Genomic DNA, 12,427 nt, shown 5'->3' with positions numbered 1-12,427 from the left:
TGGGGAAAACCGCCTAATGCCCAGTGATAGCAACGGAAATTACTCGCTCCCGCCTGGCTATCTGGCCGAAGTAGGCGAGACGATCCAGCCAAGCCAGCACAATCCGCCGCTCGAGGACATCCGCGACGCCCTGACGGCGCGCCTGATGCGCTCCGGAGCCGCGCCGATGGCCGGCCCGCTCAAACTGACCGACGGCACGGTCGGCGCGCCGGCGGTGATCTTCAATTCCGCGCAGACGACGGGCTTCTACAAGACGGCCACTGGCGTCGGCCTTGCGATCAGCGGATCTCTCATTGCCGAATGGAAATCGACGGGGCTTGAAATTGGTGGCCGCGTGGACTTTGTCACGGAAACGCTGCTGGCTGACAAGGCAGTCACGCTTCGAAAGCTCTACAAGCCGAGTGGTCCCTCGAAGCTGTTGGGTACTAACTCGAATGCCGCGCTTACGATCACCGGGGCAGCGAACAACGGATCTGGGCTGATCCGGCTGAGCGTCGCCGACTCGTCGACTTTCGCGACCGGTCAGAAGAAGACCGTTTTCGATGTCCTGGGCACCACGGAAGCCAATGGCACTTGGACCATCACGGTGGTCGACGCGACGCATATTGATCTTCAAGGCTCTACTTTCACCAACGCCTGGACCAGCGGGGGAACGATCGGCGGTGGCGTCGACGAACTGGGCCTCGGCGCGGGCCTGCAGTTGACCGGATCGACGCTGTCGGCCTCGCTTTCGCCGGAAGGAACGACGCGAAAACTTGCGGTCGACGTCCTCACCAATACGACGTTGTCGGTTACCGCCGACGCCGTGGTCATGTCGGATGGGACCAGCACGCTCACGCGGCCGATAAACTCGACCGGGGTCAATCTCGGGACGAACGGCGGCGTCGACGCGCTTCAGGGCTCGCTCACGATCGCCAGCGGCACGATGTATTCGCTTTGGGCAATCGGGAAGGCAGACGGCACCACGAAGGTTTTGGTCAACACCTCGGACACCGCGGTCACATTCCCGACCGGATACACCTTCAAGGCGCTGATCGGCCATGTGCGTACCGTCTCAGGTTCCGCAAACTTGATGGGGACGAAACAGCGAGGCAAGAAGGTTCGCTATATAGTAGGCCTCGCACAGACGACGACCGGCTTGGTGTTGATTACGGGCGCATCAGGCAGCATCTCGACCCCCACGTGGACGGCGGTAAGCCTATCTGGCCTTATCCCGGCGGCCGCTGTCTCAGTCGTTGTGTCTGTCACCAATAATGGACAGGCAAACGGCATTGCGCTGGTCGCGCCGAGCAATAGCTATGGATCTCCAACGAGTTCGAACCCTCCGCCTATCGTGGCCGGCGCTTCGTCTTCGCCGGCTATCCAGGGGTACGTCGCAGCGATCTCAGAAATCCTGCTCGAAAGCATGAACCTTTACTATGCGGCGACGGCGGGTTCGATGATGCTATTGGGCTGGGAAGAGCCATAGCTGCTCCGGTGACATTGAGGTGCCGTTGGGGAATGCTGTCGGCATGGGGCAGAACCGACATGATTCGTTGCTTGACGCCGTGCGTGGCATCGCCGCGCAGGCGGTTGTTATCGGACACGCCTCTTCGGCCGTGCTTGGCGAGTCGCCATTGAATACCGTGCTGGGCTGGGCGTCATATACGGCGGTATTGGTCTTTTTCGTGCTCAGCGGCTACGTGATTTGCGGCAGCGTCCTGCGGGAATATCGAGTAACCGGGTCCGTGGACACCGTGGACTTCGCCATCCGCCGCATCGCTCGCATCATGCCGCCCTATCTTGCGACCTTGGCCCTGGTTGGCCTGTTTTTTACGATGACCGAGATCGGCCGAGAAATGTCGGCCAGATACGATCTCTCGCTCCTGGGCTTTGTCCGTTCGGTATTCTTCGGCTTTACGAGCCACGATGCTGTCGTGCTCACACCCGTATGGTCGCTGCGGCTTGAGGTCGTTCTCTACGGCATGATCGCCCTGGCCGCAGCCGCGTTCGCCGCAGAGGGGAACTGGCGAACAGTCTGGTGCTTTGCACTCGGCTTGATCGTCACTTTCGGTATGCTTCGCTTAGCCTTCATGCCGACGGCCATCATAACGTTTGCCCTGGGAGGCCTGATGGCATGGGCCAGGCCGAACCGCTCGGCGGCGCTGTTGTCTGCCGGTCCCATGACGTCAGCACTCGCGGCGCTCGGTGCATTTTCTTACACGCTTTACCTAATCCACATGCCGGTGATCCTTTGTGTTTCATCGGGGCTGGCCGGCCAAAATAGGGTTCTGATCTATTTCGTCGCCGTGCTGAGCTCTAGCGCCGCAGCGTTCCTGGTTGCTCGTGTCGTGGAACGGCCGAAAACTTTTGCGGATCTTATCCGTCGCCGCCTAGCGGTGCTTAGACCGCAAGTCTCCTAGAAATCCCGCAGCTTTTTGACAGCCAGCCCCCGCAATTCGCGGGCCGCTTTAGTATGGGGCATCGCATGGAAAACCGGTTTCCGGAATCACTTCGCCGCGTCGGGATCGCCGAGGGCGGCTTTAGCAACGATCCGGACGATCCGGGCGCGCGCACGCTCAACGGAATTACGCAGGTGGTTTACGACGCCGATCGGCGCCGGCGCGGCCTTGCCAGGGTGACGCTGTCGCCTCAGATGATTGGTCATCCGCTTTGGATTGCGGAGCGGGATGCGCTTTACAAACATCAGTTTTGGGACGCGGTACGCGGGGACGAATTGCCCGACGGCGTCGATTACGTCGTGTTCGATGGCGGAGTGAATTCGGGGCCTGTTCAATCTGTGAAGTGGCTGCAGCGTGCGCTGGCGCAGCTCGGCCTATACCGTGGCGCGATCGACGGTCATGTCGGTACCGGCACGCTCGATGCGCTCGCAGCTGTGAATGACAATGATGCGCTGATCGCGTTGATCTGTCAGCGGCGCGTTGAGTTCCTGCGCCAGCTCAAGGGATTTCCGAAGTTCGGCCGCGGCTGGCTCACGCGAGTCGCCAACGTGCGATCGGCCGGCCAGGCCTGGGCGAAGGGATCTGTTGGGCCGGGGCCAGTGTACGCCGACAATGGTCATCGAAAGGCCAAGATCGAAACGGCCAAGCAACCGCCGAGCGCAGCCGTTGGCGACCTGGCGACTGGCGTCGGCACGGCCTCCGGAGTGGGCGGCGGTGCACTGCAATCCGCCAACAACTCCGACGTCGCCGGCACGCTTCTGCAGGCGCAGGATGCTCTGACGCCGTTGTCATACGGCAGCGAGATCATTTCTCACATCGTGCTCAGCCTGGTCGTCATCGGCGCGGTCCTCACGATCGGCGGCTTGGCCTGGCGCTTCTATGCCAACTGGAAACGGGCCAAGGTTGTTGACGCGCTCGATCTCGGCGTCGCGGTGCCGCTATGAGCTCCTGGATCTGGTGGCTGATCGGGACCTTCGGCTTCGCGGGCATGGTCTACTTTTGCGTGGCCTTTCCTTTGACGGCCGTTCTGGTGGGAAAAGCGATCGCCGGCTTCATCCGACACATGCTGCAAACTCGTGTCGGGGTCGCCATCCTGGTGGCGGTCCTGGCGACGATCGCGACGTGGATCTGGCGCGACGGCGTGCTCGATGAGCGCTGGGCCCAGAGATACGCCGACGATAAGGCGCTGGCGGCGACGGCCAGCAAGGCCCGCGACGATCAGATCGCCGAGGACCTCACCAAGAAGTACCAGCCGAAAATCCAGTCCCTCGAGCAACTCTCGAAATCACTGCAGAAACAGGTGGCCGATTATGCGAAGCGCAAACCCGTCCTTGTGGCTGGAAAGACCGTCACTGCTAGCTCTTGCCAGCTTGGCGACGCTGCTGGGTGGCTGCGTTCACGATCTGCCAGCTCTGGCTCCGCCGCTGCGCGTTGAGGTGCCGGAAATCTGCGAGAAGATCCTCGAGCCCGTTGACGTTGTCGAGTTTGGGCCGGCCGATGACGCGGTCGGCGCCTATCTCGAGCGCGACGCCGAGGTGACCGTCGCCAACGAGCGGATTAAGGCGGGGAAGGCCTGCGTCCGCGATCAGCGCCAGGAGTATGCCGGCCATGGGGGTAACTAGAATGTCCACGCGTCCGCGCCTGGCGACAACCAACGAGCGAGTTGCGATCCTCGAGGAGAAAGACGCCAAGACCGACGAACGGCTGGAGTCGATCGAGAAGAAGCTCGATGACGTCTACACGCTACTGATCCAGGCCAAAGGGATCATTTGGCTGGCGACGAAGATCCTGGGCGGGGTAGGCGGCCTGGTGGCGATCGCTGCCGGCACCGTCGCGGTGCTTCGCTACGTCAAGGGTATGTAGCCGCCGCCCATAGCGCACTTCCGGAATAAACATACGCCGCTGGCCCATGGCCGGCGGCGTTTCTGTTTGTGGATCTCCGAAAAGGCCCAGCTGGGCCACGGCCTCGAGGTTTGCCGTCTCGAGCAGCTCGACGTCGTCGGACAGCTTCACGATCGCTTTCGTGATACCGCGCGCGCATCGGCTTTCGAGATCTCCGGAGATCCAGCCGGTGCGGCCGCGGTGGCGGCCGCGCAGCACGCGGACGGTGGTCTTCATACCCTACACGCAACTGACGCCGGCGGCGCCGGCAGGGACTATCCCGCCAGTCTGTCGCGCAACGAGAAGCCCATCAAGGGCCAGATCTCGCGGATCGCGTCTTCGTACGCGAACTTGCGGCCGAGCTCGGCGTTGAAGTTCTCGGCCGACGCCGGCGCACTCTTGCCGATGACGGTAAAGCCGTTCTTCATCACAAGGAGGCAGACTGAGAAGCACTTCAGCGACTGAACCACATCGTATGACGGTGGCGAACCGTCGCCGCCGTTCTCCGTGCTCACAGCGCCCAGCGCCGTGAAAAGGGCGTTAGGACCGAGATCGAACCGCGCCGAGATTGCGCCTTCGATGTCGGCCAGCGTGACGCGTGGTGCGACCGCTACCGCGCCGGCGGCCGCGTCAGTGACTTTGAGACTGTCCATCGTGGATCCTCTGGTTGGCGGACGACAGTTGATCGCACCGCAATTGGGCGTCTTTATTCCGGGCGTGCACCAGCACATCAGTACGTCACCCAGTGTTTCCGCGCCGGCCGCGAAAGATCGCGGTCATAGGCCATAGCCATGGTGTTGCAGCCCGCGCGACCGTCTTCGCGGTAGCCATTCGGCTCATGAAAAACTGTCGGCTTTCGCTTCGGCACAAGCCGCGCCTCGCCGTCCAGTTCGCCAACAGTGACCAGTTCCTCCCGAACAACGTCGTCTTCCTGGACGCGCGCCAGATAACCGCGCATGCGCTGGTTTTCGGCCTCTGAAAGCGCCAGACGCTCCTTGAGTTCGTCGACTGCCTTGCGCGCAGCCTCATATTCGCCGAGTGCGGTCTTGAAGTTTGCCATGCGACTGTCGAGCAGCTGCTGAAGCTCGATGCGCGCCGCGCCCTCAGCCTGTAATGCGGCCTCGAGATGGGCGCGGGTTTTGCGTTTGGCGTTCAAGTTGCGGTCTCCGTGGTGGCTTCCGCGGCGGGAGCTGCAGCGGCCGCGGGGGGCGATGCAGCCGCTGCAGCCTGATCCGCTTCCTGCGCGCCTGGCGCGGGGGCGGCGACCGTGTGATTGGCGAGTCGGCCGGTGAGCTCGGCCGGGCCGGTGCCGGCGGTGACCTGCGCCTGCAAGGCCTCTGTCTTTGCCGCCTGGCCCTTCTGGAAGGGCATCCATTCACAGAACGGCTGCTCGAGATCGATCTCGTCATCATCCTGCAGGAGCGGGACGTTCTGCATGGCGAACGTGGTGCCGTCGCCGCGGAAGACGCCGAGGTTCACTGCGTGATCGCTCAGCACCTTGGCGACGATCGCGGCCAGCGGCTGCGCATTCGGATCGCGCTCGCTGATGTGCGGATGAAACCAGACGATGCGTCCGATCGACGGCGAGATCATGAGCAGCTCCTGCGCTGTTACTTCAGAAAAGCTTGACGGTGACGGCGCCGTAATACTTGCCGCCGTATTGGGCCTCGATCTTCACCACGCCCGTCTCGAGCAGCTTGTCCTGCTGCGCCGATTTCAGGCCTTTCCAAGCGTCGACCTGCAGAATGGGGAAGTCGCCCTTGAACGAGCCTTCCTTTTCGCCGGCGACGTGCACGGTGCCTTTGCCGGGAATCGTCTCTTTGAAGTTTGCTCCGGCGTCGGTGGCCATTGTCTTGAGCTCGGCCTTGATCTCGTCGATCCTGGCAAAGACGGTCTCGTGCTTTTTGTGGATACCGACGAGCTCGCTACAGAGATCGAGGCGCTTGGCCGCGATCCTCTTTTCGGACATCGGTGCCGGTTTGGCGGCGGCGTGGCTCATTGGCACTCTCGGGCTGTGAGTGCCAGAACCTTCCATTGATCGGTTAATTGTTCGTTTCAAGCCTTTGCGACGGCTTGACGAATCCGGTCACTGCGGCCGGTTGGGGTGGGGAAGAGGTCCCTCGTGGTCGAAGACGGCGCCGAGATCCCGGCAGTCGATCCAGCCGCCACAGGCGGCGCATTTGATGAAATGCTCTGCCTCGGCGACAGGCCGGCCGTCGCGCTTTCCGATGTATTTGCCGCGCGGAATCAGACCGGCTTTCGTCGCATCCATGGGCGCTCTCTTTTCATCCTGGGCAGCGCCTTCGGCGGCTGGTGCCGGTTTAGCGCCCTCATGATGCCCATGCGGGCGAACATCGCGGGGCCATCGCCTTCGATGACAACGATCAGCGCGCGCATGGCATCCTCCCACTCTGCGGCCGATTGTTCTGATTTGGGAAGCTTCTCGATGTAGCTGACGGCTTCGCCGATCGTTCGCAGCGGTCGCCCGTTCGGGACCGGGATCGGCGGCTCAAACCGCTTTCGAGCAGGCACAACGCAACTCCACGCAAGGCAACTTGTGGAGTCAACTGCTGGCGCGCACGGCGGTTCCTAGGCGTCCTCGCCATCCGGCAGCAGGAAAACCCGCGTGCCGCTCTCGTCGATCCGGAACCATTTCTGAGCGATCCCGAAATCCCGCCCGGCTGCGTATTCCTCGACGCTTCCGCCAGCGTCATAGATGAACTCGCGGTTGGTGATGCCGGTATAGGTGTGCGTCCCGCCGTCCTTCAGCACAGCGCGATAGATGCGCAGCAGCTCGCGGGCGGCGGCCTCAGGGTTGGAATACGGGCGATTTTCTTTGAATTTCTGGAACGGCTTTTCAGACATCGACCGGCAATATCAGATTCGCATCGTCGGTCATTAAGCGCTCTCGCCACCGTTTGCCGCTTGCCATCTTCGCCTGTACCGATCGGCCACGGTTTCCGGCGGAGTTGCTTTTAGCTCGAGGATCTTCGCCGTCGGTCCATTGCCACGGCACCGCTCGCACCGCAGGCGCGCGGCGATGTTGACCACCTTCGTCAACGGATGGACGTTGAGCGCAGCCAGGTCGATCGACGCGACCTGGCGACAGCCGCCGCAATAGACCTCCATCCAGCCAAAGCCAGCGATGCAGGCCACGCCCATGGACGGGCAGGGCTCGGCCTCGTGCCATGCCTTGAGCTGCAGATTGTAGGCCTTCACGGATTCGATGCAGCGCCGGCGCTCGGCCTCGGCCACGACGACGTCCGGGTTTTCGATGATCCCGGCGACGCGGCGACGATCGTTGTCATTTCTGCGGCTACCACCCATGCCGACATTCAAGCGCAGCCTGAGGCGCTAGGCAAACAGTCCTAGATATAGTTGTGGGTGGCGTTGAGTCCTACAGCGCGTCGGGGCAGGGAACAGACCGCTCGAATCGAGGCTAGAGGATCATTCGCATGTCGATCGAGACCAGCTCACGACGGACCTCGATCTCGTTGAGCTCGCGCTCAAACTCGGCGTTATCGGCGTCCCTTCGGGTTTGCACGATCGGGATCCAGCAAGTGACCTCAATTCCGCTTTCGGTGCGGCCCTTCCAGACGCGCGCCGGAAAGCCGTGTATGTGCTCTATCGTGCCGGTCGCTTCGATGATGAGCTTCATGACTTGAGCCTTTTATCGATGTTCACTTTCGTGTCTGGCCCGATCATGTCGCTCATTGCCTCGAGCAGAATGCCTTCGTTCGGCGCGGCTGTGATGTAGATATCGAAATCGAGCAATAGCTCGGCGCCTTTGATGTGAATTCCGCCCTTAACGCCATCGGCGCGAAGTCGATCGAGATTGGCGTGGGATAGCCCAAGCAAGATCTGGTTGTTCATTCGGGCTTTGATCATGGCGTTGCCGGCTTCGGCTGGTTGATCGTCATCGTGTGGCCCTTGCAGCACTTCGGCCAGCCGGAGCGGAGGCATTCCGCAGGATCCACGCGGCGTGACTTGTTGCAGTGTCGGCACCAGACCAGGCCGCCGGCGAGGGAAGGATGCTTTGTGGCGATTTCGTCATGCAGCGATTGATGACGTGAGAACGTGTGAGCGATGGTGGTCATGCTGCGGCTCCGGATTGTTGCTTGAGGATCTGCTCGCAATAGTCGGCGGTCGACACCGCGAGCTCAGGGGACGCATTACTGAATTGATAGCTGCGCAACGCGTGCATCGCTGCGGTAAGGGCTTTCGTTGTTTCGGCGTGGCCATTGGCGATCGCCGCCAGGCGCGCGGCGAGCTCGGCCGCGCCGGTGCATTCGATCCGGATGGTTTCCTCCTCGTGGCCGTCGATCAGGATCACGGCTTCGTCGAAGTCCGACGGCGTCGGGTCGAGCTCTAGGCGGGGAAGCGCGGCCGTCATCGCAGGAGCTCGCGCGCGGTCGGCGAACGGCGGACAAATTCCCGAAAGTCATCGCCTTTGAAATAGCCCGCTTCCCGCAGCCGTTTGAACAACTCATATTTTGCGGCCGCCGGCGTCGCGGCTTGGATATCCGCCTCGAAACTATCGGCGCGCACCGAATATCGCCTGATCGGTAACCTCAGCTGATTTTTGTTTCGCCGGCTCATGACACCACCCAATCCTGCAGGGAGACCATTCCCTTGCCCGGGTAGGAAATGACCTCTATCGCGCTGAGCTCGCTGAGACGGCCGCGCATGTTGCTGCCGGCAGGCTCCCAGCCGACGGCGCCGGCGAGATCCTCGCGCGTGATCGGCGTCGCGCCGGATTGCAGCAAATGGTTGAAAAGCTGCAGCTGCGGATTAGTCAGCATCGCCTTGATGCTATCGACCAGCGTAGCGCTCATGTCCGGCGCCGGCGCGGCCGCTTGCCCCGCTTCCGTCAGGGCAACGACGCCAGACGCCGGATAGTGGATAAGCCCGGCCGAGGACAACTCGCTGAGGCGTCCCCGCATGTTGCTGCCGCCGACCTTCCAGCCTGCGATCGCGGCGAGCTGGCTGCGCGACGGCTGCGGATGGCCCATTTGCAACCACCACGCCAGCGCGCGCAGAAGGTGCGCCTGGGGATTTGATAGAGAGCCATCACCGCTCGCCGCAGCCGGTGATGATGCGCGCGGCGCTGGGGAAACCGTCGCGCGCGGCGGGGCGGGAGGCGGGGGTGCTACCGCCGGCGAGCCCGATTTCTTGGCGGCTTCCTTCGTTGCCGCCTTGACGTGTTTCGCTGATGCGCGATCGATCACTGATTGGATTTGCGGAACGATAAGGTCGACGTTAGCGACGATCGATTTGATTGGCGTGATCGCCTTCATAATCAGATCCGTGGCCTTTGCGACGTCGGTCACGCCGGCGGCGTAGCCTTCAACCTTGCCGATCGCGCGGCCGCGAGCCTCGGCGTCAGAGACGGTTTTCTTGTCAATCGGCGCGGAAGTCGGCTTTTGCATAATGAGGGATTTCGATGCCAAATCTTTGCGTAATGCGGCGATCGTGGCGCGAAGCTCCCTCGGGTCGTTGGCCTTGGCCTCCTCTACGACGGTCGCGAGTTGCTCTTTGAGCTTCCCGACGTTGAGCGGCTTCAGTTTTCGGTTCTTCAGCTTTTCCCCGCGTTTGGGCTTGCGGGAGCTGTCGAAAGTCACCTTCTTTGGAAACTGGCTTCGTTGCAGAATGCCGTGCGAGGGCAGCCAGACGACACCTTCGCCGATCGGGAAGGTCGGCAGCGAGTCCTTGATAGCTTTGCCCTGGGCTTTGTCTGCCTGACCCTCGATCCAGGCATCGAGCGCGTCACGGTCTTGCGAGGACGTCAGCTTGAATGCCAGTAGGCCGTCGACCTGGCTGAGGACGTTCTTATTCAGCACGGCGGGCCGTTGCGTGATCAGCCAAGGAATGAAACCGCGCAGTCGACCGCGCCGGACAATGTTGTCCATATGGCCGAGCAGCGCTTCGTCGCCCTTCTGCGGGTTTTGTGGCGCGAATAGATCGGCCTCGTCGACGATCAGGTGAAACAGTTCGCCGCCGGCCTTACGGTAAATCGTCTCGAGGAAGGCCACCATAAACCGGCGTTCCGCGGCGCGGCTTGGCAGCTTGCTCAGATCGATGATGCAGCTTTCCGCCATCGTGGCGGCGGTCTCACCGAGGAGAGCCCCAGCCTGTTCGTTGAGGGGCAAATCGGCATGGTCGCCGCCAAAGATCACGACATTGAATTTCGAATCGGTTTTGCCGTCGGCAAGGAGCCGCAGGCCCCACCAGGCGCCCAGCGGATCGATGATGATCACGCGGGCCTTATGAGCGGCCAGCAGGATCTCGACCGCAGTACCGGCGTTGTAGGTTTTGCCGGAACCAGACGTTCCGATGAAGCCGAGCCGATCGTCCAAGGCTTCGCGGGGAATGGGATGTTTCATCAGCCGTCCTGTTGGAGTGAGAGGGGAAACTCACACGCAACGAACGCCAGGCGCGCGATCAAGCGCGCAGTTTCACGGCCAAGAACGCCGTAAGAACCGCGTGTCAGAATCGCGTCAGAATCGCATTTGAAAAGTTGAGGAGATTCAACAGGGTAGATGGTCGGGGCACGAGGATTCGAACCTCGGACCTGCAGTACCCAAAACTGCCGCGCTACCAGGCTACGCTATACCCCGATGAATGCAGTCGATACACGCTTCGCATGGCGTCAGCAAGGCGGAATGGCGCATCGCGGGCGGCAAAAAACCGCCCGCAGATGCAGTCCTCCAGCCGCAGATCAAGCCCCCGGCGCCGCCGAAGTCTGCGTCCCGGCCGCCTTTGGAGATGCCGTGCGCGCTGACGGCTTGTCCTGCTTCTTGGACCAGCTTCCGTAATACGCCACGGCAGTCAGGATTGCGACGCCACCGATGGAGACGCCCAGCTGCGCCCAGACAGTGCCCCAGCTCAGCATCAGGATGAAGTGCGCGACAAAAGACAGGAAGATACCGACGCAGAAAACCTGCAGTGACTGCTGACCGCACTTGATCACGGGTTCGAGCCACTTCGATTCGAGTAAACTCCAGTCCTTGGGCACAAAGCGGGTGATGAAGAATGCAATCACCACGAAATGGATGACGCGATATGGCGCGAGGAACGTCTTGTCGTTCGGGTTGAAGGCGTCATAGAGCCACTTCGGAAACAGCGCGCCGAAGGATTCAAAGCGCCCGGCCATCGTCATGATCATCGCGAAGATGAGATAGATCGTGCCGGCAATCAGCAGCCATTGCGACTTGATCACCGACCGGGATTCGTTTGCCCCGCCGAGCGCGAACCAGGCGCCGAATACGAACAGCAGCTGCCAGGTATAGGGATTGAAATACCAGGAGCCGGTCGGATAGGCCGAGAAATTCCAGCCGAACTGACGGGCCGCGAAATACAGCACCAGCGAAGCGATCATCACCATGTCGGGCTTGCGCAGCATCAGCCACAGCACTGGCGGGAAGAAGCCCATCAGGATGATGTAGAGCGGCAGCACGTCCAGATTGACCGGCTTGAAGCGCAGCAAAAGCCCCTGATCGAGTGTCTGGATCGGGTTCTCGATCAGGCCGGCGACGTTGAACTCGTTGAGGATGTCAGGATCGGCGTATCGCAGCGCGACCCAGCCGATCGCCGCGATATAGATCACGAACAGAATGACGTGCGCGACGTAGAGTTGCCAGACGCGCTTCCACAACCGTGTCGAGCCGACGATAAAGCCGCGATCGAGCATCATCTTGGCGTACACAAACGACGCCGTGTAGCCCGAGATGAACACGAACAGGTCGGCGGCGTCGCTGAAACCGTAGTTTCGCGGGGTGACCCAATTGATGATGTTGTTGGGAATGTGGTCGAGAAAAATCCACCAGTTGGCGATACCGCGGAAGAAATCGAGCCGCAGATCGCGGCCTTTTTCTGGGAGTGTTGCCTGAATTTCCATGGGTACCGTTTTGTGATGCGATCGAACTAAAATAACTTGAGCGGCCGCCTATCCGGACCCAAGCGGTCCGGCGTTGTCACCGCGTTTCGGACAGACTATACCAGAACCCACCGTAAAAAAGTCTCCTTCCGGGCATGCTCAACATCTTGATCTTGGCCGGCCACCGAATCGCACGCTTTTTACCTATCTGATCGATGCCACAGCGAGC

General features: G+C 61.5%; 21 protein-coding genes and 1 tRNA gene. 6 read left to right on the top strand and 16 right to left on the bottom strand.

Annotated features, from left to right (window positions below; all coding sequences use genetic code 11):
* Window positions 1-16 precede the first annotated feature (16 nt).
* From HNQ36_RS05305 to HNQ36_RS05280, 6 genes are all read left to right on the top strand, one after another.
* Entirely contained in the window at window positions 17-1,468 is a 1,452-nt protein-coding gene (locus HNQ36_RS05305) for a hypothetical protein (protein ID WP_184082904.1), read from the top strand.
* Window positions 1,469-1,511: 43 nt separating this feature from the next.
* Window positions 1,512-2,402 carry an acyltransferase family protein gene (locus HNQ36_RS05300; protein WP_184082903.1) on the top strand — a complete coding sequence of 297 codons (891 nt, stop codon included), beginning with the start codon at window positions 1,512-1,514 and terminating at the stop codon, window positions 2,400-2,402.
* A gap of 65 nt (window positions 2,403-2,467) precedes the next feature.
* Complete coding sequence (locus HNQ36_RS05295) at window positions 2,468-3,385, top strand: glycoside hydrolase family 108 protein (protein ID WP_184082902.1); 918 nt, start codon at window positions 2,468-2,470, stop codon at window positions 3,383-3,385.
* Complete coding sequence (locus HNQ36_RS05290) at window positions 3,382-3,876, top strand: hypothetical protein (RefSeq protein ID WP_184082901.1); 495 nt, start codon at window positions 3,382-3,384, stop codon at window positions 3,874-3,876. The genes HNQ36_RS05295 and HNQ36_RS05290 overlap by 4 nt, the downstream gene beginning before the upstream one ends.
* A gap of 1 nt (window position 3,877) precedes the next feature.
* Window positions 3,878-4,063, top strand: coding sequence for a hypothetical protein (locus HNQ36_RS05285; protein ID WP_184082900.1), 186 nt, complete (start codon window positions 3,878-3,880; stop codon window positions 4,061-4,063).
* 1 nt (window position 4,064) lies between these two features.
* Window positions 4,065-4,304: a hypothetical protein gene (locus tag HNQ36_RS05280; protein WP_184082899.1), complete on the top strand. Its 240-nt coding sequence runs from the start codon at window positions 4,065-4,067 to the stop codon at window positions 4,302-4,304.
* A 293-nt stretch (window positions 4,305-4,597) separates the two neighbouring features.
* Here the strand turns inward: HNQ36_RS05280 and HNQ36_RS05275 are convergent, their stop codons facing one another.
* The 16 genes from HNQ36_RS05275 to HNQ36_RS05200 all read right to left on the bottom strand — a co-directional run bounded on the left by HNQ36_RS05275 (window position 4,598) and on the right by HNQ36_RS05200 (window position 12,219).
* On the bottom strand, window positions 4,598-4,975 hold the full coding sequence (locus HNQ36_RS05275; RefSeq protein ID WP_184082898.1) for a Gp49 family protein: 378 nt from the start codon (window positions 4,973-4,975) through the stop codon (window positions 4,598-4,600).
* A 77-nt stretch (window positions 4,976-5,052) separates the two neighbouring features.
* Window positions 5,053-5,478, bottom strand: a complete 426-nt coding sequence (locus HNQ36_RS05270) for a hypothetical protein (RefSeq protein WP_184082897.1) — start codon at window positions 5,476-5,478, stop codon at window positions 5,053-5,055.
* Window positions 5,475-5,915, bottom strand: a complete 441-nt coding sequence (locus HNQ36_RS05265) for a hypothetical protein (protein ID WP_184082896.1) — start codon at window positions 5,913-5,915, stop codon at window positions 5,475-5,477. The genes HNQ36_RS05270 and HNQ36_RS05265 overlap by 4 nt, the downstream gene beginning before the upstream one ends.
* Window positions 5,916-5,937: 22 nt before the next feature.
* Window positions 5,938-6,321: a hypothetical protein gene (locus HNQ36_RS05260; protein WP_184082895.1), complete on the bottom strand. Its 384-nt coding sequence runs from the start codon at window positions 6,319-6,321 to the stop codon at window positions 5,938-5,940.
* Between the two features lie 87 nt (window positions 6,322-6,408).
* Window positions 6,409-6,594: a hypothetical protein gene (locus HNQ36_RS05255; RefSeq protein ID WP_184084162.1), complete on the bottom strand. Its 186-nt coding sequence runs from the start codon at window positions 6,592-6,594 to the stop codon at window positions 6,409-6,411.
* Complete coding sequence (locus HNQ36_RS05250; protein WP_184082894.1) at window positions 6,570-6,854, bottom strand: hypothetical protein; 285 nt, start codon at window positions 6,852-6,854, stop codon at window positions 6,570-6,572. Before HNQ36_RS05250 ends, HNQ36_RS05255 begins: the two co-directional genes overlap by 25 nt.
* Window positions 6,855-6,911: 57 nt before the next feature.
* On the bottom strand, window positions 6,912-7,187 hold the full coding sequence (locus HNQ36_RS05245; RefSeq protein ID WP_184082893.1) for a hypothetical protein: 276 nt from the start codon (window positions 7,185-7,187) through the stop codon (window positions 6,912-6,914).
* 33 nt (window positions 7,188-7,220) lie between these two features.
* A complete protein-coding gene (locus HNQ36_RS05240) occupies window positions 7,221-7,649 on the bottom strand; it encodes a hypothetical protein (protein ID WP_184082892.1) in 429 nt (142 codons plus the stop codon).
* Between the two features lie 112 nt (window positions 7,650-7,761).
* The gene (locus HNQ36_RS05235) at window positions 7,762-7,980 is read right to left on the bottom strand and encodes a hypothetical protein (RefSeq protein WP_184082891.1); all 219 of its coding nucleotides are present in this window, start codon (window positions 7,978-7,980) and stop codon (window positions 7,762-7,764) included.
* Window positions 7,977-8,210: a hypothetical protein gene (locus HNQ36_RS05230; RefSeq protein WP_184082890.1), complete on the bottom strand. Its 234-nt coding sequence runs from the start codon at window positions 8,208-8,210 to the stop codon at window positions 7,977-7,979. Before HNQ36_RS05230 ends, HNQ36_RS05235 begins: the two co-directional genes overlap by 4 nt.
* The gene (locus HNQ36_RS05225; RefSeq protein ID WP_184082889.1) at window positions 8,207-8,419 is read right to left on the bottom strand and encodes a hypothetical protein; all 213 of its coding nucleotides are present in this window, start codon (window positions 8,417-8,419) and stop codon (window positions 8,207-8,209) included. Before HNQ36_RS05225 ends, HNQ36_RS05230 begins: the two co-directional genes overlap by 4 nt.
* Window positions 8,416-8,715, bottom strand: coding sequence for a hypothetical protein (locus HNQ36_RS05220; RefSeq protein ID WP_184082888.1), 300 nt, complete (start codon window positions 8,713-8,715; stop codon window positions 8,416-8,418). The genes HNQ36_RS05225 and HNQ36_RS05220 overlap by 4 nt, the downstream gene beginning before the upstream one ends.
* Window positions 8,712-8,921 (bottom strand): hypothetical protein, encoded by a 210-nt coding sequence (locus tag HNQ36_RS05215; protein WP_184082887.1) that lies wholly within the window; start codon window positions 8,919-8,921, stop codon window positions 8,712-8,714. The genes HNQ36_RS05220 and HNQ36_RS05215 overlap by 4 nt, the downstream gene beginning before the upstream one ends.
* A complete protein-coding gene (locus HNQ36_RS05210) occupies window positions 8,918-10,579 on the bottom strand; it encodes an ATP-binding protein (protein ID WP_184082886.1) in 1,662 nt (553 codons plus the stop codon). Before HNQ36_RS05210 ends, HNQ36_RS05215 begins: the two co-directional genes overlap by 4 nt.
* A gap of 283 nt (window positions 10,580-10,862) precedes the next feature.
* Window positions 10,863-10,939 (bottom strand) — tRNA-Pro (locus HNQ36_RS05205).
* A gap of 101 nt (window positions 10,940-11,040) precedes the next feature.
* Complete coding sequence (locus HNQ36_RS05200) at window positions 11,041-12,219, bottom strand: OpgC domain-containing protein (protein WP_184082885.1); 1,179 nt, start codon at window positions 12,217-12,219, stop codon at window positions 11,041-11,043.
* Window positions 12,220-12,427 lie beyond the last annotated feature (208 nt).

It is taken from the genome of Afipia massiliensis (assembly GCF_014203115.1).
Lineage (GTDB): Bacteria > Pseudomonadota > Alphaproteobacteria > Rhizobiales > Xanthobacteraceae > Afipia > Afipia massiliensis.
Note: the sequence above shows the minus strand (reverse complement) of the source record. Positions and strands in the feature narration are given on the sequence as shown.